The following is a 25,296-nucleotide window of genomic DNA, read 5'->3' as shown; positions in this document are numbered from 1 at the left end:
CGAGGGACCCGCTCGGCCGACGCCGGACGGGGCGGACGATGCCGGGCGGCCTCGAACGGGCAGGCCAACGCCGGACGGACAGGCCAGGGCGGCCCGACGCCGGGGGCTCGACGGGGGCGGGCCGCACGGGGCCGGGGTGGGCTCAGGGGCCGCCGGAGGCGTCCAGGGCGGCGAGCCGGGTGTGCAACGGCTCGAAGAGCGCCGGCGGGGCGGCGATCACCAGGTCGGGACCGGCCGGCCGGCCGGACAGCCCGGTCACCAGCAGCCCCGCCTCGCGGGCGACCAGCCCGCCCGCGGCGAGGTCCCAGGCGGCCAGCCCCTTCTCGTAGTAGGCGTCCACCCGCCCCTCGGCGGCCAGGCAGAGGTCCAGCGCGGCGGCGCCCATCCGGCGGATGTCCCGGACGTGCGGGATCAGCTCGGCGACCACCCGGGCCTGGTGCGCCCGGCGACCGGCGTCGTAGCCGAACCCGGTGGCGACCAGCGCCTGCCCCAGGTCGGTCTCGGTGGAGCAGCGCAGCCGCTGCCCATCCCGCCAGGCGCCACCGCCCGCGGTGGCGGTCCACTCCTCGCCGGTGGCGACGTTGCGGACCACCCCGGCCACCACCTCGCCGTCGACCTCCGCGGCCAGGGAGACCGCGCAGTACGGCAGCCCGTACAGGTAGTTGACGGTGCCGTCGATCGGGTCGACGATCCAGCGCACCCCGCTCCCACCGGCCGGGCCGGCGCCGTACTCCTCGCCCAGCACCGCGTCCCCGGGGCGGCGGACCCGCAGCGCGTCGAGCACCTGTCGCTCCACCGCCCGGTCCGCGGCGGTGACCACGTCCGTGACAGTGCTCTTGGTCGCGGCGACCGAGACCCCCTCGGCCCGCATCCGGTGCGCGGTGGCGGCCCCGTCCCGGGCCACCTCGACGGCGATCTCCAGCAGTTCCCGCGGCGTGGTCGCCGAGCCGATCATGTTCGTCCCCTTCCCGCACGACGGCGGCCGGCCGGGTCGTGCGTGGGTATCATCCTTACAAAGTCCACATCTGCGCCGAATCGGCGGTCCACACCGCCGGTACCCCGTGCGGCGCGGGTCGATCGCCGTAGACGGCGTTACAATTCACCCTGCCCACGCGCCACGGACCGCCAGCGACCGGTCGGACCGGGACACGGGGGTCCCTCAACGACATCGCCCGGCACGGCGCTCCCTGCTGCGCCGGACGAACCCGGCCGTGCTCGCTCTTCGCCTCCGGAAGGTCATTCGTGACAGAACCCCGCCAGACCGGCGCCGACGTTCGCTCGCTCACCGACACCCTGATCGCCCACGCGCAGAGCGCCGGCGGCCAGCTCACGTCGGCCCAGCTCGCGCGCACCGTCGAGTCCGCTGAGGTGACCCCGGCCCAGGCCAAGAAGATCCTCCGTGCGCTCTCCGAGGCGGGGGTGACGGTGGTGGTGGACGGCTCCGCCAGCACCCGCCGCCGCGTGGCCGCCGCCCGGTCCGCCACGCCCGCCTCCCGGGCCACCACCGCCAAGACCACCAAGAAGGCCGCCGCACCCGCCCCGAAGCAGGCGCCGGCCGCCGAGGAGGCCCCGGCCGCCCCCGCCCCGCGGAAGGCGACCGCGCGCAAGGCCGCCGGCACCACCGCCGAGGTGGCCGCCAAGGCCGCCGCCCCGGCGAAGGCCGCCAAGGCCACCCGCGCCACCAAGGCGACCGTGGCGGCGAAGACCGCCGGGGCGAAGCCGGCGAAGGCCGCCGCCAAGGGCGAGGGCCCCGAGGGCGAGATCGACCCGGAGGAGCTGGCCGCCGAGATCGAGGACGTGGTGGTCGACGAGCCGGCCGAGCTCACCCAGGCCGCCGAGGCCGACGCGGCCAGCTCGGCCAGCGACAACGACTTCGAGTGGGACGACGAGGAGTCCGAGGCGCTCAAGCAGGCGCGTCGCGACGCCGAGCTGACCGCCTCGGCCGACTCCGTGCGGGCGTACCTGAAGCAGATCGGCAAGGTGCCGCTGCTCAACGCCGAGCAGGAGGTCGAGCTCGCCAAGCGGATCGAGGCCGGCCTCTACGCCGCCGAGCGGCTGCGTGCCGCCGAGGAGGGCGAGGAGAAGCTCACCCGCGACATGCAGCGTGACCTGATGTGGATCTCCCGGGACGGCGAGCGGGCCAAGAACCACCTCCTGGAGGCGAACCTCCGGCTGGTCGTCTCGCTGGCCAAGCGCTACACCGGTCGCGGGATGGCCTTCCTCGACCTGATCCAGGAGGGCAACCTCGGCCTGATCCGCGCGGTCGAGAAGTTCGACTACACCAAGGGCTACAAGTTCTCCACCTACGCCACGTGGTGGATCCGCCAGGCCATCACCCGCGCCATGGCCGACCAGGCCCGCACCATCCGCATCCCGGTGCACATGGTCGAGGTGATCAACAAGCTCGGCCGGATCCAGCGCGAGCTGCTCCAGGACCTGGGCCGCGAGCCCACTCCGGAGGAGCTGGCCAAGGAGATGGACATCACACCGGAGAAGGTGCTGGAGATCCAGCAGTACGCCCGGGAGCCCATCTCGCTCGACCAGACCATCGGCGACGAGGGCGACAGCCAGCTCGGCGACTTCATCGAGGACTCGGAGGCCGTGGTCGCGGTCGACGCGGTCTCGTTCTCGCTGCTGCAGGACCAGCTCCAGCAGGTGCTGCAGACGCTGTCCGAGCGCGAGGCGGGCGTGGTACGCCTGCGCTTCGGCCTCACCGACGGCCAGCCGCGCACCCTGGACGAGATCGGCCAGGTGTACGGCGTGACCCGGGAGCGCATCCGTCAGATCGAGTCGAAGACGATGTCCAAGTTGCGGCACCCCTCGCGTTCCCAGGTGCTCCGCGACTACCTGGACTGAGCCGTGCACGTCAACCAACCGTGTCGGTTTGATCACCAGCCGTACAACACTCTTTGGTGATCGGTCGGTTGCCTGTTTGTGATCGTTGACGTGGCACCCTTGGTGCACGGCACACTGTCTTCCACGCCAGGTGTGACCTCCGTCCCCGACGGGCACACAGGGAAGGCAAGGCCCGAGCAGGGTGTTGCACGATAGGTGAGCAACGACCGAAGAGAGTGTTCATCGGTGACGACCAGAGGAGGAAGGCGATGACCCCGACCCTCACGCCGCCGCCCGAGACGGTGAGCCCCCCGGCCGCCGATGAACGGTGCGACCGCTGCAATGCTGCCGGCAAGCTCCGGATCACTCTGGCGGGTGGGAGCGAGCTGGTGTTCTGTGGGCACCACGCGAACAAGTACGCGGAGGATCTCGTGAAGATCACCGTGCGGTACGCGACGGACCCGGAGTTCAGCTGGCGTGGCGCCGATCTGATGGCGAACTGAGCCGGTAACCAGATAACCGCGACAAAGCCGACCGGAGGCACCCAGACGGGTAGCCTCCGGTCGGCTTTTCCGTACCCCCCAGGCCCGGGGTGAGACCCCGGGTGAGGCCAGGGAGCGCGGTCAGAGGGTCTGGACGGTGGCGATGCGCTCTTCGAGCTGCTCGATGGTGGCCTGAGCGCTCGGCGGACCGCCGCAGAGGCGGCGCAGCTCCGCGTGGATCTTGCCGTGCGGCTGGCCGGTGTGGTGGTGCCGGGCGGCCACCAGGGCGTTCAGCTGTCGCCGCAGGGCCACCCGACGCTGGGCGGCACTCATCGGTGGGGGCGCTGCCGCCGAGGCCTCAGCGGCCGGCTCAGCGGCCCGCTGGGCGGCCTTGCGCCGCTGCGCGGCCAGTTGCTCGGCCTGCCGCTTGGTGAGCAGCATCGAGACCTGATCGGCGGTGAGCAGCCCGGGGAGGCCGAGGTATTCCTCCTCCTCGGGGGTGCCGGCCTGGGCGGCGGTGCCGAACGACGCGCCGTCGAAGATCACCTGGTCCAGCTCGGCGGTCGCGGAGAGCGCGGCGAACCGCTTCTCCAGCTCGCCGCTGGCCTGGTCGTCCCGCTGGGCGCGCTCCAGCAGGTCGTCGTCGAACCCGTCGGACTCCTTGGCCTTGCCGAGCACGTGGTCCCGCTCGGCCTCCATCTCGCTGGCGAGCCCGAGCAGGTGCGGCACGCTGGGCAGGAAGACCGAGGCGGTCTCCCCGGGGCGCCGGGCCCGGACAAACCGGCCGATGGCCTGGGCGAAGTAGAGCGGGGTGCTGGCGCTGGTCGCGTACACCCCGACCGCCAGGCGGGGGATGTCGACGCCCTCGGACACCATCCGGACCGCGACCAGCCAGCGCTGCTCGGACGCCGCGAACGTCGCGATCCGCGCGGAGGCGCCCTGGTCGTCGGAGAGCACCACGGCGGCCTTCTCGCCGGTCACCTGCTCCAGCAGCTTCGCGTACGAGCGGGCCACCTGCTGGTCGCTGGCGATCACCAGGCCACCGGCGTCGGGCATGCCGTTGTCGCGCAGCACGGTCAGCCGGGCATCGGCGGCCCGCAGCACCTGCGGCATCCAGTCGCCGGCCGGATCCAGCGCGGTACGCCAGGCCTGCGCGATCAGGTCCTGGGTCATCGGCTCGCCGAGCCGCGCCGCCAGTTCCTCCCCCGCGTTGGTGCGCCACCGGGTCTCGCCCGAGTACGCCAGGAAGAGCACCGGCCGGACCACCGCCTCGCGCAGCGCGTCGGAGTAGCCGTAGACGGAGTCGGCGCGGGAGCGGAGCAGCCCGTCCCCGCCCCGCTCGTAGCTGACGAACGGGATCGGGTTGTCGTCGGAGCGGAACGGTGTGCCGGTGAGCATCAGCCGGCGGACCGCCGGCTCGAAGGCCGCCTTCACGCCGTCGCCCCAGGTACGCGAGTCGCCGGCGTGGTGGATCTCGTCGAGGATGACCAGGGTCCGTCGGGTCATGGTGCGCCGTCGGTGCACCTGCGGGGCCATGCCGACCTGGGCGTACGTCACGACGGCGCCGTGGAAGTCGGCGGCGGAGTGCAGGTCGGCGTTGCGGAACGCGGCGTCGAGCTGGATGCCGACCCGGGCGGCGGACTGCGCCCACTGGGTCTTCAGGTGCTCGGTGGGGGCGACCACGGTGACCGCCTCGACGGTGCCGTCGTTCAGCAGCTCGGCGGCGATCCGCAGGGCGAACGTGGTCTTGCCGGCACCGGGCGTGGCGACCGCGGTGAAGTCCTCGGTACGGCGACGCAGGTACTCCACCATCGCCTTGCGTTGCCAGGCCCGCAGGGGCGGAAACGTCTCGAGCGCCGGCAACCGCGGTGCCACGCGTAGCTCCTCTCCGACCGCACGACGGCGGGCCCCGGCCGAGGGCCACGGGTACCGCCGCCCATGAAAAGGCCCTCGCGCATCCCGTGCGGCGAAGGCCGGATCAGCATAACCAGCGGGGGCACTTCTCCCCACTCGACGCCACGCTGGTCACATCCGGCCGGCCGCGGCGCCGGGGCTCAGCCCTGCGGGCCGCGGGTGCCGGTGCGCGGCGGGCGCAGGGTGGCGACCGGGGCGGACCAGCGGCGCCGCAGCGACACCAGGCGCAGCAGGAAGACGAAGGTGGCGGCGGCGGTCAACGGCACCGTCCTCGCCCACCCGTACGCCGAAAGCAGGGCCACCACGACGGAGCCGGCGAGCGCGGCGACGGCGTAGATCTCCCGGCGCAGCACCACCGGGATCTCGCCGGTGAGCAGGTCCCGGCCCAGGCCGCCGCCGATCGCGGTGAGCATGCCGATCATGCAGGCGCCGACCGCCGGCACGTGCGCGTCCAGCGCCTTGAGCGTGCCGGTGACGGTGAACAGGCCGAGGCCGGCCGCGTCGAGCACCAGCACGGTGGTGCGCAGCCGGGCGAGCTGGGGATGCAGCCAGAAGACGGCGGCGGCGGTGACCGCGGCGGTCGCCGCGTACCGCCAGTCGGCGAAGGCCAGCGGGGGGACCTCGTCGATGACCAGGTCCCGGAAGATCCCGCCGCCGAGGGCGGCGACCACGCCGACGAAGACCACCCCGAACAGGTCGAGCCGTTTCGCCACCGCCGCGGAGGCACCGGAGGCGGCGAAGACCGCGACACCGGTGAGGTCGGCGAAGAGCAGGGCGGTGGAGGTGGTCACCGCCGCAGGTTACGTGGGCGTCCGGCCCGGCCGTCCAGGATCACTCGGCGTACGAGTCGTAGATCTCCTTGCACTTGGGGCAGACCGGCGAACCCGGCTTGGCCGCCTTGGTCACCGGGAACGTCTCGCCGCAGAGCGCCACCACGAAGGTGCCCATCACGGCACTCTCGGCGATCTTTTCCTTGCGGACGTAGTGGAACATCTCGGGACCGGTGTCGGCGTCCTTCAGCTCCGGACGCTCGAGAACCTCTGTGCTCACGTGTACACCTCCAACTGAACAGTTTGGCAGGTCGATCCGGGCCGGTCCACCGCAGGTCGACCGGAGGGCGGCCCGTACCGTAACGGAAGTGACCAACTTTCACATCAGTTTCGGCACCGAGGTGGCCGACGCCCTGCGCGACGGGCGTCCCGTCGTGGCCCTGGAGAGCACCATCGTCTCGCACGGCCTCCCCCGGCCGGACAATCTGCTGGTCGCGCGGCGGATCGAGCAGGCGGTCCGGGACGCGGGCGCGGTTCCGGCCACCATCGGCATGGTCGCCGGTGAGCTGATCGTGGGGCTGGACGACGCCCGCCTGACCCGGCTGGCCACCGTCGACGGGGTGAGCAAACTCTCCGTACGCGATCTCGCGGTGGCGGCGGCGACCGGCGCGGACGGCGCCACCACGGTGGCGGCGACCAGCGCGGTGGCCGCGGCGGCCGGGATCGGCGTCTTCGCCACCGGCGGGCTGGGCGGGGTGCACCGGGAGGCCGCGCAGACCTTCGACGAGTCGGCCGACCTGGTCACCCTGGCCCGGACCCCGATCGCGGTGGTCTGCGCCGGGGTCAAGTCGATCCTCGACGTCGGCGCCACCCTGGAACGGCTGGAGACCCTCGGCGTGAGCGTGGTGGGCTACCGCACCCGCCGCTTCCCCGGCTTCTACCTCACCGACGCCGGGTTCGACCTGGACTGGTCGGTGGAGTCGCCGGAGCAGGTCGCCGACGTGCTGCTGGCCCGCGAGGCGCAGGGCGTGCACCACGGCGGGTTGATCGTGGCCAACCCGCTGCCGGCCGACGAGCAGCTCGACCCGGCGCTGCACGACCGCACCCTGGCCGACGGGCTGGCGCTGCTGGCCCGGGACGGGGTCACCGGCAAGGCGGTCACCCCGTTCCTGCTGGCCCACTTCCACTCGGCCACCGAGGGCGCCAGCCTGGCGGTGAACGTCCGGATCATCCTGCGCAACGCCGACCTGGCCGCCCGGATCGCGGTCGCCGCGGCGGCCCGGCGCACCGCGGCATGAGTCCACACATCGTCGTGGTCGGCGACGTCATCACCGACGTGGTCGCGGTGCTCTCCGGGCCGGTCGCCACCGGCTCGGACACCGCCGCCGGAATCCGGTTCAGCGGCGGCGGCCAGGCGGCCAACACGGCGGCCTGGCTCGCCGCCCAGGGGGCGGAGGTCACCCTGGTCGCCGCGGTCGGCGACGACGAGACGGGCCGCGAGCGGGTCGCCGAGCTGGAACGGGTGGGCGTGAGCTGCGCGGTGGAGCGGCACGAGGGCTACCCGACCGGCACGGTGATCGTGCTGGCCCACGGCGGCGAGCGCACGATGATCAGCCAGCGCGGGGCGAACCTGCGGCTGACCCCCGCACAGGTGGACCGGGCCCTGGCGGCGGCGCCCGACGCCGGGCACCTGCACCTGTCCGCGTACACCCTGCTGGACGCCGGGTCGCGCGACGCGGGACTGCGCGCGCTGGCCGTGGCGCGCGAGCGCGGGCTCAGCACCAGCGTCGACGCGGCCTCCGCGGCCCCGCTGCGGCGGGTCGGCGCGGCGGCCTTCCTGTCCTGGGTACGAGACGTCGATCTGCTGCTGGTCAACACGGACGAGGCGACGGTGCTGGCCGGCGGGCTGGACCCGGCGGCACAGGCGCGGGCGCTGACCGCGGTGGCCCGCCGGGTGGTGGTCAAGCGGGGCGCGGCCGGCGCGGTCTGGGTGGACCGGAACGGGACGGTCGACACGGCCCCGGCGCGCGGGGTGCCGGTGGTCGACGTCACCGGGGCGGGGGACGCCTTCGCGGCCGGCCTGCTCACCGCGTGGCTCGCGGGCGCGGATCCGCGAGCGGCGCTGTCCCGCGCCGGGGACCTCGGCGCGCTCGCGGTCTCGTCCGTGGGGGCCCGGCCGACCCCCTGAAGCGGGTACGGTCCGGGCCCGGCGTCAGCGGGCCCGGACCGTCAGGATTCGGCGTCGATGACCTTGTGCGGGCGCTCCTCCGCGGAGAGCGCCATCGGCGGGGTGTCGTCGCGGTGGCGCGGGTGGAGCTTGTTGGCCAGCCGGTGCTCCTCCTTCGGCGGCCGGTCGTTCGCCAGCAGCACGGCCAGCCAGGGGATGAGCACCATCCCGAGGAGACACAGCGGCAGCCAGAGCCAGAGCAGGGGAACCTTCGCACCGACCAGGATCGCCCCGACGACCAGGCACGCGACCCGGATGCCCATCATCAGCACGTAGCGCTTCTGCCGGCTGTTGAGCTGGTCATCCTGGCTGGTCCGGGCGTCGGTGATCAGGATCGGCTGGGGTGCCGGACGCTGCTTCACCACAGACCTCCTCGAGGGGATTACGCCTCATCCTGTCACCCCGGACGGTTGATCGGCGAAAATCGTGACAAGGCGGTGCGTGTTACGTGCGTGGTACGCTCCGTCCGTGGGCAACCGGTTCAGCTTCACCGACGAGGCGCTGGCGAACCTGCGGGTCTACGACGTCACGCCCGGGGAAGTCTGGGAGGCCCTGCACAGCACGCGACGGGTCATCCGGCACCTCGGGGACGACGTGATGGTGGTCTACGCGACCGACCACCGGGGGCGGCGCCTCGCCGTGCTGCTGGCCGAGGCCGACGGCACCGACAACGACTGGGACATCCTCTCCGCCCGCGAACTGAGCGACGTCGAGGCCAAGCGCTACGACGAGGCCGTGCGGAGATCGCGCCGACGAGGAGGCGGTCACGATGCACCGTAACGAGGCGACCAAGCGGTTCCACGACGGCGGCGACGCGCTCGCCGACCTGATCGACGAGACGCAGCCGGCGGAACTGCCTACCCCCGACACCGACGTGCCGATGGTCAGTCGCTCGGTACGCCTGCCCCTGGAGACCTACGAACGGGTCCGGGCGGTCGCCGAGGCGCGCGGCATCGGGGTGACCACGCTGATGCGGCAGTGGATCGAGGCCGGCCTGGCCGACCTGGACGACTCGGCCACGGTCTCCCTCGCCGACGTGCGCCGGGCCCTCGCCGCGCTGTCGCGCCCCACCGCCGCCTGAGCGGTCAGTCCACGTCCCCGGACGGGCGTTCCCGACCGATCGGCGGGGCGGGCCGCTCGCCCGGCCGGCCCCGGACTGCGCATCGCGTCCAGCAGCGCGACCAGCGCCAACACCCCGGCCACGGCGGACAGGGCCAGCAGACCGAGGGTCCGGGAGCCGGGTCGGCCCAGCATCACCGCCACGTACGCGAGCGCGAAGGGCAACGCCCGCTCCTCCAGCGCACGCGGCAGGGCCACGCCCATCACCAGGCTGCCGAACATCGAGCCCACCACGACGAACTGGATGGTCGTCCGCTCCGGCTCGTACCGGCTGGTCACCCAGGCGGTGATCGTCCACACCAGCCACAGCGTCAGGAACAGCAGCAGGGTACGGCCCACCTCGGCGGCGAGCGCCCAGCCGGTGGCCGGCAGGTCCTCGATCAGCCGCTGGGAGACCCGGGTCAGGGCGAACACGAAGACCAGGTCGAAGAAGAGCTCCAGGAAGGTGGCCCGCGCGGAACTGATCGGCGGCCGGAGCAGGGTCCCGCCGCGCTTCCGCACCGTCACCCTCCCCGTCCGCCGTCCCGCCGTCCAACGAGACGACCCGTCGTCGCCGTGCCGACGGTCACGACAACGACCCGGCCGAAGCTCCGGTTGCGTCAGCCCTTCGCGGCCTTCGCCTCGGCCTTCATCCGCTGCTTGTACTCGCGTACCCGGCGCAGCGACTCGGGGTCGGTCACGTCGGCCACCGAGCGGTACGCGTCCGCGTCGCCGTAGCCGCCGGCAGCCTCCCGCCAGCCGTCCGGGATGACCCCGAACCGCTTGCCGAGCAGGGCAACGAAGATCTGTGCCTTCTGCTTTCCGAAGCCGGGCAGCTCGCCGACCCGGCGCAGCAGGTCGCGCCCGTCGGCCGCCTCGGACCAGAGCCGGGCCGGGTCGCCGTCGTACCGGTCGACCAGGACCTGGCACACCTCCTGCACCCGGGCCGCCATGGCCTTGGGGAACCGGTGCAGCGCGGGCGGCTGGGCGAAGAGGGCGACCAGGGCCTCCGGGGCGTACCCGGCCAGCTCCCGGGCGTCCGGCTCGTGGCCGAGCCGCTGGGCCAGCACGTACGGGGAGGAGAAGGCCTTCTCCATCGGCACCTGCTGGTCGAGCACCATGCCGAGGAGCAGCGCCAGCGGGCTGCGCGCCAGCAGCCCGTTGGCCTCCGGGTCGATGGGCAGGGAGAGCGTCATGTCCCCATCCTGCCGGTCGACCGCCCTCGGGCACGCGCGACTCCCCGCAGGACGCGACACGGCCCGGTGGACAGGGGTGGTGTCCACCGGGCCGCGCGCCGGGGGTCGGTCAGTTGACGACGAAGAGCAGCCGGTTCGGCGAGCCGGAGCCGGGGCTGGTCACCTTGCCGGTGGTGGCGTTGGTGGTGAGGTAGCTGGTCACCTGCGCCGGGGTGTACGACGGGTTGGCGCTGAGCACCAGGGCCGCCGCGCCGGCCACGTGCGGGGTGGCCATCGAGGTGCCGCTGATGGTGTTGGTCGCGGTGTCGCTGGTGCTCCAGTCCGAGGTGATCGACGAACCGGGCGCGAAGATGTCCAGGCAGGAGCCGTAGTTGGAGTACGAGGCACGGGCGTCGCTGCTGGTGGTGGCGCCCACGGTGATCGCGGAGGAGACCCGGGCCGGCGAGTAGTTGCAGGCGTTGGCGCTGGAGTTGCCGGCCGCGATGGCGTACGTGACGCCGGAGCTGATCGAGCTGGCCACCGCGCTGTCCAGGGTGCTGCTGGCCCCGCCGCCGAGGCTCATGTTGGCCACCGCCGGCTTGGCCGCGTTCGAGGTGACCCAGTTGACGCCGCTGATCACGCCGGAGGTGCTGCCGCTGCCCGAGCAGTTGAGCACCTTCACCGCGATCAGGCGGACGCCCTTGGCCACGCCGTACTTCGCGCCGCCGACCGTGCCGGCGACGTGGGTGCCGTGGCCGTTGCAGTCGGTGTTGTTGCTGTCGACGGTGTTCGTGCCCCAGGTCGCCCGGCCACCGAAGTCGCTGTGCGAGATCCGGATGCCGGTGTCGATGATGTACGCCCGCACGTTGGTGGCCGTGTTCGGGTAGGTGTAGGTGCCGTTCAGCGGCAGGCTGCGCTGGTCGATCCGGTCCAGGCCCCAGGTCGCGCCGGTCTGGGTGCCCTGGGTGGTGACCACCCGGTCCTGCTCGACGTACGCGACGGACGGGTCGGCGGCGAGCCGGCGGGCCTGGGCCGGGCTCATCGTCGCGCTGTAGCCGGTCAGCGCGGCGCTCCAGACCGTGCCGACGGTGCCGCCGTAGCGCCGGGCGAGCCCGGCGGCCCGGTCCGGCACCGCGCTGCGGGCGGTGAGGCTGTTCGCGGCGCCGACCGCGTCGGTCTTCAGCACCACCACGTAGCTGCCGCTGATGGCGTCGGAGGCAGCGGCGTAGCGGATGTCACCGGTCGGTGCGGCGAGGGCGGGGGTGGCGGCGGCCGCGAGGGCCGCGGCGGCGGCCGTGACGGCGAACGCATGCAGCGCGCGACGCCGGGGTACGGACACGTCGGACATCGTCGGGCTCCCTACCGGGGGCGCCAGGCTCGTGGCCACCGGCACACCCATCGACGAACATTGGTGGGAATGCTAGCCAGACATCGATGAACATGAAAGAGATAGTTGCCTGTTGATACGGCCGGCGGTATGGATCTCCCGGGTGCCGGCCGCGCGGCGGGCCCGGCGAGGCAGGATGGCGACGTGGACCGTCATGACATGCTGCTCTCCCCCGCCGGCGTGGCCGCGCTGCGGACCGCGCTGACCCGGGCGCGCTTCACCTCCAACGGCATCGCCGACCGGCTCGGCCCGCAGGCCACCGGCGGGGTCGCCCGCAACGACTTCCGCGCCGCCCTGCGCGCCACCGAGGACCGCGACCCCCTCGCGACGCTGATCCGGGTCTTCATCTGCGACCAGACCGAGCCCGAGCCGGCGGTGGCCGCCGCGCTCGCCCCGCTGGCCGTCGAAGAGGCCCTCGCCGGCGGGATCGTCGAGCGGCACGGCGACGGCCTGCGCGCCGGCGTCGACCTCGAGCCGTACGGGGACGACTGGTGGGTCCTCGCCGACGTACCGGCCAGCGCCCGACCGGGACGGCCGCTGCACGCCGAGCACGTGCTGGGCATCGGCGGGGCCACCCAGACGCTGATCGGCGCGACCGTGCGCCGTCCGGTGGCGACCGCGCTGGACCTGGGCACCGGCTCCGGCGTCCAGGCCCTGCACCTGTCCACCCACGCCCAGAGGGTGACCGCCACCGACGTCTCCGAACGGGCGCTGCGCTTCGCCGCCACCACCGCCGCCCTCAACGGCCAGGACTGGGAGCTGCTGCGCGGGGACATGGTCGCCCCGGTGGCCGGCCGCCGGTTCGACCTGGTGGTCAGCAACCCGCCCTTCGTGGTCGGCCCCGGCACCACCACGCACGTCTACCGGGACTCGGGGCGGGTCGGCGACGCGATCGGCGCCGAACTGGCCGGCGCCGCGCCGCACCTGCTCACCGAGGGCGGGACGATGCAGTACCTGGCCAACTGGGTGCACGTCACCGGCGAGGACTGGGCGGAACGGGTGACCGGCTGGTTCGCCGGCACCGGGCTGGACGCCTGGGTCATCCAGCGCGAGGTGGCCGACCCGATGGCGTACGTCAACCTCTGGCTCACCGATGTCGGGGACACCGCCGACCCGCAGCGGATGGCGACCTGGCTGGACTGGTTCGACGCGCACAAGGTGGAAGCGATCGGCTTCGGCATCATCTCGCTGCGCCGCGCCGGCCACGATCAGCCCCTCGTCCGGGTGGAGGACCTGCGGCAGCGGGTGGAGCCCCCGATGGGCGACCGGATCGCCGAGTGGTTCGGCCGGCAGGACTGGCTGCGCGACCGGGACGCGGACGGGCTGCTGACCGCGCGCTACCGGGCCGCCGAGGGGCTCCAGCTGCGCCAGGAGGCCACCATGGGCGACGAGGGCTGGGCGGTGGACCGGCAGGTGCTCGCCATGCCGCACGGGCTGCGCTGGTCGGAGGAGATCGACCCGCTCGTCCTCGCCCTGGTCGGCGGGGCGGACGGCCGGCTGCCGCTGCGGGACCAGCTCGCCCTGCTCGCCGCCGCGCACGACGTCACCCCGGACGAGCTGGCCGAGGCGGCCGGGCCGATCGTGGCCCACCTGGTCGAGCGGGGCATCGTCGAGCCGGTGGAGGGCTGATGCGGGCGGTGGTGCAGACGGTCAGCCGGGCCGCCGTGACCGTCGACGGCGAAGTGGTCGGCGAGATCGCCGACGGCCTGCTGGTGCTGCTCGGCGTGACGCACGCGGACACCGGGCAGGTGGCGGCGACCATGGCCCGCAAGATCCACGAGTTGCGCATCCTGGACGACGAGCGCAGCGCCGCCGACACGGGTGCGCCGATCCTGGTGGTCAGCCAGTTCACCCTCTACGGCGACGCCCGCAAGGGCCGCCGTCCGAGCTGGACCGCCGCCGCCCCCGCCGAGGTGGCCGAGCCGTTGGTCACGGCCGTGGTCGAGGAGCTGCGTCGACGTGGCGCGAAGGTCGAGGCCGGCCGCTTCCGCGCCCACATGCTCGTCGAGTCCGTCAACGTCGGCCCCCGCACCATCCTCCTGGATTTCTGACCGGTTCGCGATCATGAGGTTGGCGGCGGTGTGGATCTCCACGAGTGCCGCCAACCTCATGATCGACGAGCCCGGGGCGGGCCTGCGGTCGGGCGGTCAGGAGAAGAGGCCGCGGCGGGAGAGGGACTGGCGGAGCCAGCCGTCGAGCTGGGCGGCCCAGTCGGTGCGGTCAGCCGTGGCGTGGTCCACCGTGAACCGGCCGAAGGCGTCGTGGCCCTCGGTGAACAGGCCGCCCCGCTTGTCCAGCTCCAGTACCACCTGCACCCGCTGCGGGTCGGTCACGAAGGTGACCTCCAGCTGGTTCATCGCGCCCGCGTACTGCGGCGCCGGGTGGAACTCGATCTCCTGGTAGAACGGCAGCGTCTGGTGCACGCCGTAGATGTGGCCCCGCTCGACGTCGGCCCGGGCGAACCGGAAGCCGAGCCGCAGCAGCGCCTCCAGCAGCCGCTCCTGGGCGGGCAGCGGGTGCACCGCCACCGCGTCCAGGTCACCCTTGTCGACCGCCCGGGCCACCTCCAGCTCGGTCCGCAGCCCCATCGTCATCCCGTGCAGGTGCTGGCCGTACAGGTCGGTCAGCGGGGTCTCCCAGGGCACGTCAAAGCGGAACGGCACGTCGTACCGCTGCCCGGGCTCCAGCTGGAACGCACCGGTCACCTGCCGACGGCCGAACTCCTGGGTGGTGTCGTACTCGGAGTCGCCGCTCTCCACCTCCACCCGGGTGACCAGGCCGAGCGCCACGTACGAGACGTCCACCGGGTGGTCCCCGCCGAGCACCTGGATCCGGCCCTCCAGGTGGCCGCCGGGGCGGCAGTTCGGGTTGGCCAGCACCGTCTCCACCGACGGACCACCCACACCCATCGCCTGCATGAGCCGCTTGAAGACCACCACGTCCTCCGATCGCCTGTGCTGCCGCGCCCCGGTGGCCGGCCGCTGGCACGGTAACCGGGGCGGGCAAGCGACACCCGACTTTCCGCCGGGATTGCTGTCGGTTCCCCGATCGCCTCACTCCCGTTTCACGCCCCGCGCGCCAAGCTGTTCATCACCGGCACCACCGCGCCGGCACGCGGCACGGAGACCGGTACGCGGCACAAGGACACGGGGAGAGACAGAGATGGCCCTGCAGATGATCGAGCACCAGACCCGCCCGGCTGCCACCATCGACGCCGAGCTCGGCACCATTGTCCCGACCGACCAGGACGCCCCTCTGAGCGACCTGGACGCCACCGACGAGCGGGGCGTCTCCACCGACCTGGTCCGGGCGTACCTGAACGGCATCGGCCGTACCAAGCTCCTCACCGCCGCACAGGAGGTGGAGCTGAGCAAGCGGATCGAGGCCGGCCTCTTCGCCGAGGAGAAGCTCTCCACCTGCACCCCGGTCTCCCCGGAGCTGCACGCCGACCTGGCGCTGATCGTGGCCGAGGGCCGCGCCGCCAAGGACCACCTGCTGGAGGCGAACCTGCGCCTGGTGGTCAGCATCGCGAAGCGCTACACCGGCCGCGGGATGGCCTTCCTCGACCTGATCCAGGAGGGCAACCTCGGCCTGATCCGCGCGGTCGAGAAGTTCGACTACACCAAGGGCTACAAGTTCTCCACCTACGCCACCTGGTGGATCCGCCAGGCCATCACCCGCGCCATGGCCGACCAGGCCCGCACCATCCGCATCCCGGTGCACATGGTCGAGCAGGTCAACCGGATGGTCCGGGTCCGCCGGGAGCTGTCGGTCACGCTGGGCCGCGAGCCCAGCGTCGCCGAGGTGGCCCGGGCGCTGGAGATCCCCGAGTTCCAGGTGATCGAGCTGGTCTCCTACGACCGGGAGCCGGTCAGCCTGGACCAGGCGGTCGGCGAGGACGGCGAGAGCGCGCTCGGCGACTTCGTCGCCGCGGTCGACCCGCGCGCGGAGCCGGGTGACGCCGCCGCCAACGGGGAGCTGCGCAACGAGGTCCGGATCGTGCTGGCCACCCTCTCCCAGCGGGAGCAGGCGGTGATCCGGCTGCGGTTCGGTCTGGACGACGGCCGGCAGCGCACCCTGGACGAGGTGGGTCGCGAGTTCGGCCTGTCCCGGGAGCGGATCCGGCAGATCGAGAAGGTCACGCTGCTGAAGCTGCGCGACCCGGAGCGGGCGAACCGCCTGGAGGCGTACGCCTGCTGAACGGCCCGGAACCCGCGAGGCCCCCGGCGGTTCGCCGGGGGCCTCGCGGTTGCTTGCAGCGCCGGCCGGGGCCCTTCCTCACAGCCGGCGGGGGCCGGTGTCCGGGCGGGGGGCCTCCGCGCCGGTGCGGACGGTGGCGTGCAGCACGGAGATGCCGTCCGGGCGGGCCAGTACCGGGTTGAGGGTGAGCGAGCGGACCCGGGGCTGCTCGTCGGCCAGCCGGCCGACCCGCAGCAGCAGGTCCACCAGGGCCGCCCGGTCCACCGGCGCGGCGCCCCGGTGGCCGCGCAACAGCGGCGCGGCGCGCGGCTCGTCGACCAGCTCGGCGGCGTCCCGGTCGGTCAGCGGCACCGCCCGCCAGGCCCGGTCGCCGAGCAGCTCGGTGGCGACGCCGCCGAGCCCGAACCCGACCACCGGGCCGAACGCCGGGTCCTCCACCAGCTCCACCACGCAGGCCACGCCGGGCGGGACCATCGGCTGGACCAGGACGTCCGCGCCGAAGACCGGGGACATTTCCGCGTACGCGCGGCGCAGCGCCGCCGAGTCGGCCAGGTCGAGCCGGACCGCGCCGAGGTCGAGCCGGTGCCGCAGGCCCGGGGCGGCCGCCTTGAGGGCGACCGGCCAGCCGAGCCGCTCGGCCGCCGCGACCGCCTCGTCCGCCGAGGACGCCGGCGCCGACTCGACCACCTCGATCCCGTACGCCCCGAGCAGCCCCGCCGGGTCGGCGCCGTCGGCGCGGAGCGCGGCGTGCCCGGTCAGCCGGTCCATCCGGTCCAGCTCGGGCAGCACGCCGGGCGGGCGGCGCAGCCAGTCGGCGTACGTGGTGACCCGGGCCAGCGCCCGGACCGCCTCCTCCACGCTCGGGTATGCCGGCACCCCGGCGGGCACCCGGCCGGCGAGGAAGGTCGCCACCACCGGCTTGCCGGTGGTGCCCGCGTCGGGCAGGGCGGCGCTGAAGTCCGCCTCCGGATCGGTGAGCTGGCCGGGCAGCGGCGGGGCGAAGACGGCCACCACGGCGTCCACCCGCTCGTCGGCGGCGGAGGCGGCGAGCGCGGCGGCGTACTCGGCGGCGCCGGCCCGGGGGCCGACGTCGTGCGGGTAGCCGTCGGCCACGGTGAGGCCCTGTGCGGCGCAGGCGGTGGCGGCCAACCCGGTCAGCGCCGACGAGTTGCCCACCACGGCGACCCGGCGACCGGCCGGCAACGGCTGGTGCGCCAGCAGCACGCCGACGTCGAGCAGCTCGGAGACGGTGTCGACCCGGATCACCCCGGACTGGGCGAAGAGCGCGCTGACCGCCGCGGCGTCCAGGGCCGGGCTCCCGTCGCCGACGCCCGGGGGACGGGCCAGCGAGGCGAGCGCCACGATCGGCTTGCTCCGGCCGATCCGCCGGGCCAGCCGGGCGAACTTGCGCGGGTTGCCGAAGGTCTCCAGGTAGAGCGTGATGACGTCGGTGCCCGGGTCGTCCTGCCAGTACTGGAGAAGGTCGTTGCCGGAGACGTCGGCCCGGTTGCCGGCGGAGACGAAGCTGGACAGGCCGAGGCCGCGCCGGGACGCCTCGGCGAGCAGGGCCACGCCGAACGCGCCGGACTGGCTGAAGACGCCGACCCGGCCGGGGGCGGGCAGCACCGGGGCGAGGGTGGCGTTGAGGCGTACCCGCTCGTCGGTGTTGGCGACGCCGAGGCAGTTCGGCCCGACCACCCGCATGCCGGCCAGGTGGGCGGCCCGGACCAGGGCGCGCTGGGCGGCCGCCCCCGCCGGACCGGACTCGGCGAACCCGGCGGAGATGACCACCAGGCCGTGCGCGCCGGCCGTCGCGGCGTCGGCGACCACGTCCATGGCCGCCTCCGGAGCGACCGCCACCACGGCGAGGTCGATCTCGGCCCCGGCGTCGGCGGCCGACGGGTACGCGGGCAGCCCCGCCACGGTGGCCGCGCTCGGGTGCACGGGGACGATCGTGCCGGTGAAGCCGCCGTCGCGCAGGTGCCCGAGCAGGCCCGCGCCGACGCCCTGGCCGGTGGTGCTGGCCCCGTACACGGCGATGCCGCGCGGGGCGAGCAGCCGGGCGATCGACCGCGCTTCGGTGCGGTGCTCCCGGCCGCGTTGCACCTCCAGGGTCGCCTCGGTGGGGGCGATCGGGAAGCTCAGGTGCACCACGCCGTCGGCGTACTGGCGCGCGACCTGGTAGCCGAAGTCGGAGAAGACCCGCAGCATCGCCCCGTTGGCCGGGAGCACCTCGGCGACGAAGTGCACGATGCCGTACCGGCGGGCCGTGTCGGCCAGGTGCTCCAGCAGCACCGAGCCGATCCCCCGGCCCTGGTAGGCGTCCTCCACCACGAAGGCCACCTCGGCCTCGGGCGAGGCGGGGCCGAGCCGCTCGTACCGGCCGACGGCGACGATCCGGTCGGCGGCCAGCACCACGAACGCCTCCCGGTCGCGGTGGTCGACGTTGACGAACCGCTGCAGGTCCCGGTCCGGGATGCGCGGGTACGGCGAGAAGTAGCGCAGGTAGCGGGTGCGCTCGGAGAAGCGCGAGTGCATCGCCACGATCGCCGTGGCGTCGTCGGGACGGATCTGTCGCAGCTGGACGGTCGTACCGTCGCTGAGCAGCACGTCCACGGGTTGCTCGACGGTGGTCACCGGTCGGTCCTCCCCTACCGCCGGCTCAGTCGCGCGGGTCGTGCGGGTCGAGCCCGAACAGCGGGAACGCCGCCTTGCGGGTGGCGGCGATGGCCCGGTCCACCGCGTTCGGCTCGCCGGTCGGCTGCCACGGCTGGTACGCCGGGTCCGCGTCGTCGGTCATCCGCAGCGGCACGTCGTGGCCGGGCCGGCGGGCGACGGCCAGCTCCCGCCAGGCCGGCGGGGTGAGCGTGGCCGGCTCGACCGGCTCCCCGGTGGCCACCGCGAGCAGGTGCGTCCAGGCTCTCGGCACCACCTCGACCAGCGCGTACCCGCCGCCACCGAAGGCCACCCAACGGCCGTCGCACAGCTCGTCGGCGAGCGCCCGCAGCGCGACGTAGGTGGCCCGCTGCCCGTCCACGGAGAGGTGCAGGTCGGCGAGGGGGTCGGCCTTGTGGCCGTCCGCCCCGCACTGGGTGACCAGGATCTGCGGCCGGAACGCGCGCAGCACCGACGGCACGATCGCGTGGAAGGCGCGCTGCCAGCCGGCGTCGCCGACCCCCGGCGGGAGCGGAACGTTGACCGCGCTCCCCTCGGCACCCGGCCCACCGGTCTCGTCCGGGAACCCGGTGCCGGGGAAGAGCGCCAGCGGGGTCTCGTGCAGGCTGACCGTGAGCACCCGCGGGTCGCGGTAGAAGATCTCCTGCACGCCGTCGCCGTGGTGCACGTCCACGTCCACGTACGCGATCCGCTCCGCGCCGAGGTCGAGCAGCCGGGCGATGGCCACCGCCGGGTCGTTGTAGACGCAGAACCCGGCGGCCCGGGCCGGCATGGCGTGGTGCAGCCCGCCGGCCACGTTGACCGCCCGCCGGGCCTCGCCGCGCCACACCGCCTCGGCGGCGGCCACGCTCGCCCCGGCGATCAGCGCGCTCGACTCGTGCATGCCGTCGAAGACGGGGTTGTCCGAGGTGCCCAGCCCGAAGCCGGCGAAGAGCGGATCCCGGGGCGCGGCCCGCACCGCGTCCAGGTAGCGCGGGTCGTGCACCCGGGTCAGCAGCGCGTCGTCGGCCGGCTCCGGCTTGACCAGCCGCACCCCGGGCCGGTCCAGCACTCCCAGCTCGCGGGCGAGCGCCATGGTCAACTCGACCCGCACCGGGTCGAGCGGATGGTCACCCATGTCGTAGGCGAGCAGGGCCTCGTCCCACACCACCACCGTGTCGTCGGCCATGCGGCCATCGTCGCACGTGCGCCGGCCCGGACCCACCGCACGCCCTGGTCAGGACCCGGCTGTCTCGCCGGTGGCCACCGGCCGGTCCGGGTCGGCGACCCAGTTGCTCCAGGAGCCGACGTACAGGGCGGCGTCCGGCCGGCCGGCCAGGTGCAGGGCCAGCACCGCCTGCGCGGCGGTCACCCCGGAGCCGCAGTACGCCCCGACCGGCGCACCCTCGGCCACCCCGGCGGCGGCGAACCGCGCGCGCAGCGCCTCGGCGGCCGGGAAGCGGCCGTCGGCGGCGTACTCCGGCGCGGGCAGGTTGACCGCGCCGGGCACGTGCCCGGCGACCGGGTCGATCGGCTCGGTCTCGCCCCGGTAGCGGGGGGCGGCCCGTACGTCGAGCAGCACCCCGGCGTGGGCGGCGGCCAACCGGGCGGCCTCGGCGGCGTCGAGCACCGGCAGCGCGCCCGGGGCGACGGTGACGTCCCCCGGGGCGGGCGTGGGCACCTCGGTGGAGACGGGCAGGCCGGCGGCGCACCAGGCGGGGTACCCGCCCTGCAGCAGCCGGACCGGCCGGTGGCCGGCCCAGCGCAGCGTCCACCAGGCGCGGGCGGCGGACATGCCGTCCCCGCCGTCGTACACCACGACGGGGTGACCGGCGCGGACCCCGGCGGCGCGCAACGCGGCCTGGAGCGCGGCCGGGTCGGGCAGCGGGTGCCGGCCGGCGGCGCCGGGGCGGCCGCAGAGTTCCGTGTCCAGGTCGACGAAGACGGCGCCGGGCAGGTGACCGGCGGTGTAGTCGTCCCGGCCGGGTGGCCCGACCAGCCGCCAGCGGACGTCGAGCAGGGTGGGCGGGTCGGCGCGGTCGAGTTCGGCGGCGAGCCGGTCGGGCTCGACCAGCAGGTCATCGGTTCCGGACATGCGGTCCAGTCAACACCATCCGGGCAGCGACCTCGCGCTTCGCCGTCAGTCGATCGTCGGGGGTCCGGGGTAGCATCGACCACCGGGAGGCCGCTGACGTGAAGCATGACCTGGTCGACACGACCGAGATGTACCTGCGCACCATCCTCGAACTGGAAGAGGAGGGGGTGCCGCCGCTGCGCGCCCGGATCGCGGAGCGGCTCAAGCAGAGCGGTCCCACCGTCAGCCAGACCGTCGCCCGGATGGAGCGGGACGGCCTGCTCACCGTCGAGGGCGACCGGCACCTGTCGCTCACCTCGCTGGGCCGTAACACCGCCGTTTCGGTCATGCGCAAGCACCGGCTGGCCGAGCTGCTGTTGGTCAACGTGATCGGGATGCCCTACGAGGAGGCCCACGAGGAGGCCTGCCGGTGGGAGCACGTGATGAGCGACGCGGTGGAGAAGCGGGTCTACGACCTGCTCAACCGCCCCACCCGCTCGCCGTACGGCAACCCGATCCCGGGCCTGGAGGAGCTGGGTGAGGCCGGCGCGGCCGAGACCGCCCCGGCCGAGGGTGAGCGCAACCTGGCCTTCCCCGGGCTCTCCGGTCAGGTCGTGGTCCGCCGGATCTGCGAGAGCGTGCAGACCGACGCGGACGTGCTGCGGCAGTTGCACGCGGCGGGCGTCGACCCGGGCGCCACGGTAACCGTGGCGCAGGAGCGCGACGGCGTGTCGATCGACCGCTCCGGCGACCGGATCCGGCTGCCCCGCGAGGTCGCCTCCCGGGTGTTCGTCGCGGCCCGCTGAATCGACCGGGCGGAACGGCCCGCCGGTCAGAGCTTGCGGGTGTCCAGGGACTTCGCCAGGTCGACCAGCTTCGGGGCCAGCTTGTCCGCCTCCGCCGCGGCGGTGCCGGGCGGGCAGGTCCAGCGCAGGGTGGCCAGCCGGCCCTCGGTGGCCAGCCAGCCCACCTCGGCCGCAGGGCCGGTCTTGCCGCTCTTCGGCAGCGTACGCCGGTAGGCGATCTTCCCCAGCTTGCTGATCTTCTTCGCCCCGCGGGGCAGCACGTCCATGCTGAAGCCGGACGTGTCGATCGAGGTGTCGGTGACGGTGAGGGTCAGGTCCGGCAGCAGCGCCCGCTCGGCGCGGACCACGCAGGTGTGCGTGTCGCCCTTGTCCACCGCGGCCGCCACGTCGAACTTCCCTCCGGTGTGCTTGGCGATCACCGCGAAGTCGAGCAGCCGGCACGCCCCGCCCGAGGAGGCCGCGGCCGCCGGCACCGCCGCCGGTTCCGCCGCCGGCACTGCCACCGGCGGCTTCTCCGCCGCACAGCCGGCGGTCAGCAGGACGGCGGCCGATGCGAGGAGCCAGGTCCGGGCGTGCACGTGGAGACCTCCGCAGTCGTCGGCGGGGTGCCCGCCGGATGTCCATCGGACACCGTACGGGCAACCCCGCCGCCGCGAAAGACCGGGACGGGCCTGGCCACCTCGCCCGGGCCTGATCGCCCCCCGGAATGCGGCAGATCGGGCACTCCGGAGGCGGGGAAACCCCTGGATGCCGCAATCCAGCGCCGTCAGTCGGTCACGTACGGGCAGTGCCGGCAGCCGCGGCCGCAGCAGGTGCCGCGCCGGGCCAGGAAGCCGGCGCTGAGCACGAAGAGCCCGCTGGCCGGGTCCGGGTAGCCGGCCTCGCCGGCGGCCAGCGCGGCGGCGTGGGCGGCCAGGATCCGCTCGCGGTCGGGATGGTCGGGCGAGAGCCGCGACGGGTGCGGCTCGGTCAGCGGCCGGTCCGCCAGGGGAAGTCGCTCTCCGCTCACCGGGCGAGTGTAAGGAGGGGCCCCCTTTGGGCAGTCTGCCGGTGCGCTCAGCCGTGCCGGGCGAACGCCTCGGCGACCTCGGCCGGCCCGGCGCCGCCGGCCAGCAGGAGCCGCAGCAGCACCTTCGCCTTGTACGGATCGAGCAGCCCGCCCCAGATCACCCCGCGCCGCCGCAGGTCGGTCTCCGAGCCGACCGCCCCGTACGTGCGCCGCAGCACCGACCCGGCCCCGGTCCGCGAGGTCAGCACCACCGGCATCCGCGTGGCGAGGGCCTCCAGCACCGGGGCGAACGCCGGCGGCACGTGCCCGACACCGAAGCCGGCCACGACGAGGCCGTCCCGGTCGCGGGCGACCAGGTCGAGCAGCGCCCGGTCGTCGTCGAGGGTGACGGTGTGCAGGGCCACCCGGGTGGCGGCCAGCCGGTCCGCGTCCACCGGCGGCAGCGGGGCGTGCCGGGGCGGCCGGGTGAGCAGGCGTACCTCTCCCTCGATCACGTGGCCGAGCGGGCCGGCGTTGGGTGAGGCGAAGGTGGCCGTACTGGTGCTGTGGGTCTTGCGGACGAACCGGGCCGCGTGGATCTCGTCGTTGAACGCGACCAGCACGCCGAGGTCGCGCGCGGCCGGCGCGGCGGCCACCCGGGCGGCGGCGAGCAGGTTCGCCGGGCCGTCCGGCCCGGCGAGGGTGGGGTTGCGCATGGCGCCGGTGACCACCAGCGGCGCCGGGTGCGGCCAGACGAGGTCGGCCAGGTAGGCGGTCTCCTCCAGGGTGTCGGTGCCCTGGGTGACCACCACGCCGGTCGCCCCCTGCGCCACCGCCGCGCCCGCGGCGTCGACCAGGTCCAGGATCTGCGGGTACGTCAGGGCGGCGCTGGGCACCGCCTCGACGTCGCGGACGTCGAGCGGGATCCCGGCGAGCCCGGGTACGGCGGCGGTGAGGTCGGCGCCGGTGAGCCGGCTGACCACTCCCCCGGTGCCGGTGCCGGCCATCGCGATGGTGCCGCCAAGGGTGTACAGGGCGATGCTCACGCCGTCTCCGCTCCATCGGCCGGACGGGTGGCCAGCAGGAACGCCAGCCGGTCCGGTTCGATCATGAACGTCGACCCTAGTCGCCGGCCGCACCCGTCGCGCCCCGCACCCGGTCCAGGTACGCGACGAACGGCTCCGGCCGCTCGAACAGCGACCGGTGCCCGGCGCCCGGGATCACCAGGTGGTCCTTGCGCGGGGCCTGGAGCTGCGCGTACCACTCGTCGAAGAGGCGCAGCCGGCCCGGCACCTCCTGCGCGCCGTCCACGAACCACGCCGGCACCCGCAGCTCCCGCACGTCGCGGCGGAAGTCGAGGTCCTGGAGCCGGGGGTAGAGCACGTCCCAGCCGTCGAGGAAGCCGAACAGGTGGGCCTTCTCCAGCGGGCTGTATTCCGGCACCCCGAGGTTGCTCACCACCCCGGTCTCGTCCTCGCCGGCGCCGGTGCGGTCGACCGCGAACGCCGCCGGCTCGTTGGCCAGCAGCGGCTCGTACGCCCAGATGTCCCGGTACGGCGGCGGCCCCTGGGCGGCCATCCGCTCGGCGAGGTCGGTCCGGCCGGTCCGCCGGGCCCAGGCGAGCATGTCGGTGTACTCGCTGCGGTCGGCCTCGCGCAGGCTCACGACCTGCCCGACCCCCACGTACGCGGCGAACAGCTCCGGATGGCGCTGGACGGCGAGCAGGCCGGGGATGGTGCCGCCGGAGTGGGCGAGCAGGTGGACCTGGTCGCGGCCGAACCGCTGCCGCAGGTGCCGGGTCACCGCCAGCAGGTCGGCCACCTCGTCCGCCAAGGTCCAGTCCGCCGGGGACCGGAACGCCGACCAGGACCGGGGCCCGCCCGCGCGGTCCCAGGTGGCCACCACGAAGCGCCGTTCCAGGCCGGACAGATGCCGGCGGACCGAGCCGGTCTCCGAGCCGCCGGGCGGGCCGGGCACCACCAGCAGCACCGGGGCGCGCCGGTCGGCGCCCCGGATCAGCAGCCCCAGGTCGCGGCCGGCCGAGGTGACGGTGTCGAACTCCGCGATCCCGCCGGGGATCGGGGCGGTCCGCGCCGGCACCGCCGCGCCGACGGTGACCAGGGCCAGCAGGGCGGCGAGCAGCCCCACGACGCCCCGGCCGAGCCAACGCGGCACCGGCCGACGCGGCTCGGCACCGGCGGACCGGCGGGCCAGCCCGGCCCCGTACGCCGCGCCCACCAGCAGCGGCAGCAGCGAGAGCAGCCCGTGCACCCCACGCCCGGCGAGCAGGGTCACCAGGCCGAACGGCGTCAGGTGCGGCCGGTCGACGGTCGGCCCGCGCAGCCGCAGCCGGACCAGTTCCACGGCGACGGCGAAGAGCACCGGCGCGGCGAGCATCGCCCACCGGGAGCGACTCAGCCAGCCGGCCGCGAGCCCGACGGCGAGGCTGATCCCGATCGAGGCGAGCGCGGTGCCGACGGTGCCCGGGCCGCGCGGCGTCCACCCGCCGGCCACCAGCCCCCAGCCGGCAGGTAGCAGGAGAGCGAGGACGCTGGACACGGTGGGGCGAGGGACCCGCATGGTGATCTCCCGTCGTCTCGGGACCGTCCACACTAGTCGCGACCCGATCTCACCGTGGTCCCGCCGTCACCGACCGTGAAAGGAAGGGCGGACCGGCGGCTGGGC

25 protein-coding genes are annotated in these 25,296 nt (G+C 74.4%); 9 read left to right on the top strand and 16 right to left on the bottom strand.

All coding sequences use genetic code 11. The features are described 5' to 3' along the window. Positions 1 to 142: 142 nt before the first annotated feature. A complete protein-coding gene (locus tag ACZ6S5_RS01855) occupies positions 143 to 955 on the bottom strand; it encodes an inositol monophosphatase family protein (protein ID WP_465996724.1) in 813 nt (270 codons plus the stop codon). Positions 956 to 1,242: 287 nt separating this feature from the next. On the opposite strand from ACZ6S5_RS01855, the gene ACZ6S5_RS01850 reads away from it, so the two are divergent. Continuing rightward, positions 1,243 to 2,856, top strand: coding sequence for an RNA polymerase sigma factor (locus ACZ6S5_RS01850; protein WP_465996722.1), 1,614 nt, complete (start codon positions 1,243 to 1,245; stop codon positions 2,854 to 2,856). A 248-nt stretch (positions 2,857 to 3,104) separates the two neighbouring features. Then, entirely contained in the window at positions 3,105 to 3,338 is a 234-nt protein-coding gene (locus ACZ6S5_RS01845) for a DUF7455 domain-containing protein (protein WP_073835435.1), read from the top strand. Between the two features lie 120 nt (positions 3,339 to 3,458). Here ACZ6S5_RS01845 and ACZ6S5_RS01840 read toward each other — a convergent pair whose 3' ends face one another. The 3 genes from ACZ6S5_RS01840 to ACZ6S5_RS01830 all read right to left on the bottom strand — a co-directional run bounded on the left by ACZ6S5_RS01840 (position 3,459) and on the right by ACZ6S5_RS01830 (position 6,281). Next, positions 3,459 to 5,192, bottom strand: coding sequence for a DEAD/DEAH box helicase (locus ACZ6S5_RS01840; protein ID WP_465996720.1), 1,734 nt, complete (start codon positions 5,190 to 5,192; stop codon positions 3,459 to 3,461). A 179-nt stretch (positions 5,193 to 5,371) separates the two neighbouring features. Continuing rightward, complete coding sequence (locus ACZ6S5_RS01835; protein WP_465996718.1) at positions 5,372 to 6,022, bottom strand: trimeric intracellular cation channel family protein; 651 nt, start codon at positions 6,020 to 6,022, stop codon at positions 5,372 to 5,374. Between the two features lie 40 nt (positions 6,023 to 6,062). Beyond that, entirely contained in the window at positions 6,063 to 6,281 is a 219-nt protein-coding gene (locus tag ACZ6S5_RS01830; protein WP_030502976.1) for a DUF3039 domain-containing protein, read from the bottom strand. A gap of 88 nt (positions 6,282 to 6,369) precedes the next feature. Between ACZ6S5_RS01830 and ACZ6S5_RS01825 the strand changes: the two genes are divergently transcribed. Further along, positions 6,370 to 7,299 carry a pseudouridine-5'-phosphate glycosidase gene (locus ACZ6S5_RS01825; RefSeq protein WP_465996716.1) on the top strand — a complete coding sequence of 310 codons (930 nt, stop codon included), beginning with the start codon at positions 6,370 to 6,372 and terminating at the stop codon, positions 7,297 to 7,299. Next, positions 7,296 to 8,189, top strand: coding sequence for a carbohydrate kinase family protein (locus tag ACZ6S5_RS01820; RefSeq protein ID WP_465996714.1), 894 nt, complete (start codon positions 7,296 to 7,298; stop codon positions 8,187 to 8,189). Before ACZ6S5_RS01825 ends, ACZ6S5_RS01820 begins: the two co-directional genes overlap by 4 nt. 41 nt (positions 8,190 to 8,230) lie before the next feature. Here the strand turns inward: ACZ6S5_RS01820 and ACZ6S5_RS01815 are convergent, their stop codons facing one another. Next, the gene (locus tag ACZ6S5_RS01815; RefSeq protein ID WP_465996712.1) at positions 8,231 to 8,590 is read right to left on the bottom strand and encodes a DUF3099 domain-containing protein; all 360 of its coding nucleotides are present in this window, start codon (positions 8,588 to 8,590) and stop codon (positions 8,231 to 8,233) included. Between the two features lie 106 nt (positions 8,591 to 8,696). On the opposite strand from ACZ6S5_RS01815, the gene ACZ6S5_RS01810 reads away from it, so the two are divergent. After that, on the top strand, positions 8,697 to 9,008 hold the full coding sequence (locus ACZ6S5_RS01810) for a hypothetical protein (protein WP_231934773.1): 312 nt from the start codon (positions 8,697 to 8,699) through the stop codon (positions 9,006 to 9,008). A 135-nt stretch (positions 9,009 to 9,143) separates the two neighbouring features. On the opposite strand, the gene ACZ6S5_RS01805 is transcribed toward ACZ6S5_RS01810, so the two are convergent. The 3 genes from ACZ6S5_RS01805 to ACZ6S5_RS01795 form a co-directional block, all read right to left on the bottom strand. Continuing rightward, on the bottom strand, positions 9,144 to 9,848 hold the full coding sequence (locus ACZ6S5_RS01805) for a low temperature requirement protein A (protein ID WP_465996710.1): 705 nt from the start codon (positions 9,846 to 9,848) through the stop codon (positions 9,144 to 9,146). A gap of 98 nt (positions 9,849 to 9,946) precedes the next feature. Then, positions 9,947 to 10,522, bottom strand: coding sequence for an HhH-GPD-type base excision DNA repair protein (locus tag ACZ6S5_RS01800; protein WP_465996708.1), 576 nt, complete (start codon positions 10,520 to 10,522; stop codon positions 9,947 to 9,949). 109 nt (positions 10,523 to 10,631) lie between these two features. Then, positions 10,632 to 11,849: a S8 family peptidase gene (locus ACZ6S5_RS01795; protein ID WP_465996706.1), complete on the bottom strand. Its 1,218-nt coding sequence runs from the start codon at positions 11,847 to 11,849 to the stop codon at positions 10,632 to 10,634. 183 nt (positions 11,850 to 12,032) lie between these two features. Here ACZ6S5_RS01795 and ACZ6S5_RS01790 point away from each other — a divergent pair, with 183 nt between their 5' ends. Together ACZ6S5_RS01790 and dtd are read left to right on the top strand one after the other, a co-directional pair. Further along, positions 12,033 to 13,517, top strand: a complete 1,485-nt coding sequence (locus tag ACZ6S5_RS01790) for a DUF7782 domain-containing protein (protein ID WP_465996704.1) — start codon at positions 12,033 to 12,035, stop codon at positions 13,515 to 13,517. Further along, positions 13,517 to 13,939, top strand: coding sequence for a D-aminoacyl-tRNA deacylase (dtd, locus tag ACZ6S5_RS01785; RefSeq protein WP_465996702.1), 423 nt, complete (start codon positions 13,517 to 13,519; stop codon positions 13,937 to 13,939). Before ACZ6S5_RS01790 ends, dtd begins: the two co-directional genes overlap by 1 nt. Before the next feature lie 96 nt (positions 13,940 to 14,035). On the opposite strand, the gene ACZ6S5_RS01780 is transcribed toward dtd, so the two are convergent. Continuing rightward, on the bottom strand, positions 14,036 to 14,824 hold the full coding sequence (locus tag ACZ6S5_RS01780; protein ID WP_465996700.1) for a sporulation protein: 789 nt from the start codon (positions 14,822 to 14,824) through the stop codon (positions 14,036 to 14,038). A 226-nt stretch (positions 14,825 to 15,050) separates the two neighbouring features. Here ACZ6S5_RS01780 and sigB point away from each other — a divergent pair, with 226 nt between their 5' ends. Beyond that, positions 15,051 to 16,088 carry an RNA polymerase sigma factor SigB gene (sigB, locus tag ACZ6S5_RS01775; RefSeq protein WP_465996698.1) on the top strand — a complete coding sequence of 346 codons (1,038 nt, stop codon included), beginning with the start codon at positions 15,051 to 15,053 and terminating at the stop codon, positions 16,086 to 16,088. 78 nt (positions 16,089 to 16,166) lie between these two features. On the opposite strand, the gene ACZ6S5_RS01770 is transcribed toward sigB, so the two are convergent. The 3 genes from ACZ6S5_RS01770 to ACZ6S5_RS01760 are packed head-to-tail and all read right to left on the bottom strand — an operon-like array spanning position 16,167 to position 20,838. Continuing rightward, positions 16,167 to 18,725, bottom strand: coding sequence for a bifunctional acetate--CoA ligase family protein/GNAT family N-acetyltransferase (locus ACZ6S5_RS01770; RefSeq protein ID WP_465996696.1), 2,559 nt, complete (start codon positions 18,723 to 18,725; stop codon positions 16,167 to 16,169). A gap of 25 nt (positions 18,726 to 18,750) precedes the next feature. Continuing rightward, positions 18,751 to 19,932: an acetoin utilization protein AcuC gene (locus ACZ6S5_RS01765; RefSeq protein ID WP_465996694.1), complete on the bottom strand. Its 1,182-nt coding sequence runs from the start codon at positions 19,930 to 19,932 to the stop codon at positions 18,751 to 18,753. A gap of 48 nt (positions 19,933 to 19,980) precedes the next feature. After that, positions 19,981 to 20,838, bottom strand: a complete 858-nt coding sequence (locus ACZ6S5_RS01760; RefSeq protein WP_465996692.1) for a sulfurtransferase — start codon at positions 20,836 to 20,838, stop codon at positions 19,981 to 19,983. A 98-nt stretch (positions 20,839 to 20,936) separates the two neighbouring features. Here ACZ6S5_RS01760 and ACZ6S5_RS01755 point away from each other — a divergent pair, with 98 nt between their 5' ends. Then, positions 20,937 to 21,623: a metal-dependent transcriptional regulator gene (locus ACZ6S5_RS01755; protein ID WP_465996690.1), complete on the top strand. Its 687-nt coding sequence runs from the start codon at positions 20,937 to 20,939 to the stop codon at positions 21,621 to 21,623. Positions 21,624 to 21,649: 26 nt separating this feature from the next. On the opposite strand, the gene ACZ6S5_RS01750 is transcribed toward ACZ6S5_RS01755, so the two are convergent. The 4 genes from ACZ6S5_RS01750 to ACZ6S5_RS01735 all read right to left on the bottom strand — a co-directional run bounded on the left by ACZ6S5_RS01750 (position 21,650) and on the right by ACZ6S5_RS01735 (position 25,191). Beyond that, the gene (locus tag ACZ6S5_RS01750) at positions 21,650 to 22,201 is read right to left on the bottom strand and encodes a hypothetical protein (protein WP_465996688.1); all 552 of its coding nucleotides are present in this window, start codon (positions 22,199 to 22,201) and stop codon (positions 21,650 to 21,652) included. Positions 22,202 to 22,389: 188 nt separating this feature from the next. After that, a complete protein-coding gene (locus ACZ6S5_RS01745; RefSeq protein WP_465996686.1) occupies positions 22,390 to 22,632 on the bottom strand; it encodes a DUF5522 domain-containing protein in 243 nt (80 codons plus the stop codon). 47 nt (positions 22,633 to 22,679) lie between these two features. Further along, positions 22,680 to 23,657: an asparaginase gene (locus ACZ6S5_RS01740; RefSeq protein ID WP_465996684.1), complete on the bottom strand. Its 978-nt coding sequence runs from the start codon at positions 23,655 to 23,657 to the stop codon at positions 22,680 to 22,682. 76 nt (positions 23,658 to 23,733) lie between these two features. Next, the gene (locus ACZ6S5_RS01735; protein ID WP_465996682.1) at positions 23,734 to 25,191 is read right to left on the bottom strand and encodes an alpha/beta fold hydrolase; all 1,458 of its coding nucleotides are present in this window, start codon (positions 25,189 to 25,191) and stop codon (positions 23,734 to 23,736) included. Positions 25,192 to 25,296 lie beyond the last annotated feature (105 nt).

This window comes from Micromonospora sp. NPDC051924 (genome assembly GCF_055586005.1).
The sequence above is the reverse complement of the archived record's forward strand: the minus strand, read 5'-3'. Positions and strand labels throughout refer to the sequence as shown.

Coding starts and splice junctions, on each gene's coding strand:
- ACZ6S5_RS01855 (WP_465996724.1), bottom strand. CDS start 955: ATGATCGGCTCGGCGACCACGCCGCGGGAACTGCTGGAGATCGCCGTC.
- ACZ6S5_RS01845 (WP_073835435.1), top strand. CDS start 3,105: ATGACCCCGACCCTCACGCCGCCGCCCGAGACGGTGAGCCCCCCGGCC.
- ACZ6S5_RS01820 (WP_465996714.1), top strand. CDS start 7,296: ATGAGTCCACACATCGTCGTGGTCGGCGACGTCATCACCGACGTGGTC.
- ACZ6S5_RS01800 (WP_465996708.1), bottom strand. CDS start 10,522: ATGACGCTCTCCCTGCCCATCGACCCGGAGGCCAACGGGCTGCTGGCG.
- ACZ6S5_RS01795 (WP_465996706.1), bottom strand. CDS start 11,849: ATGTCCGACGTGTCCGTACCCCGGCGTCGCGCGCTGCATGCGTTCGCC.
- dtd (WP_465996702.1), top strand. CDS start 13,517: ATGCGGGCGGTGGTGCAGACGGTCAGCCGGGCCGCCGTGACCGTCGAC.
- sigB (WP_465996698.1), top strand. CDS start 15,051: ATGGCCCTGCAGATGATCGAGCACCAGACCCGCCCGGCTGCCACCATC.
- ACZ6S5_RS01765 (WP_465996694.1), bottom strand. CDS start 19,932: ATGGCCGACGACACGGTGGTGGTGTGGGACGAGGCCCTGCTCGCCTAC.
- ACZ6S5_RS01760 (WP_465996692.1), bottom strand. CDS start 20,838: ATGTCCGGAACCGATGACCTGCTGGTCGAGCCCGACCGGCTCGCCGCC.
- ACZ6S5_RS01735 (WP_465996682.1), bottom strand. CDS start 25,191: ATGCGGGTCCCTCGCCCCACCGTGTCCAGCGTCCTCGCTCTCCTGCTA.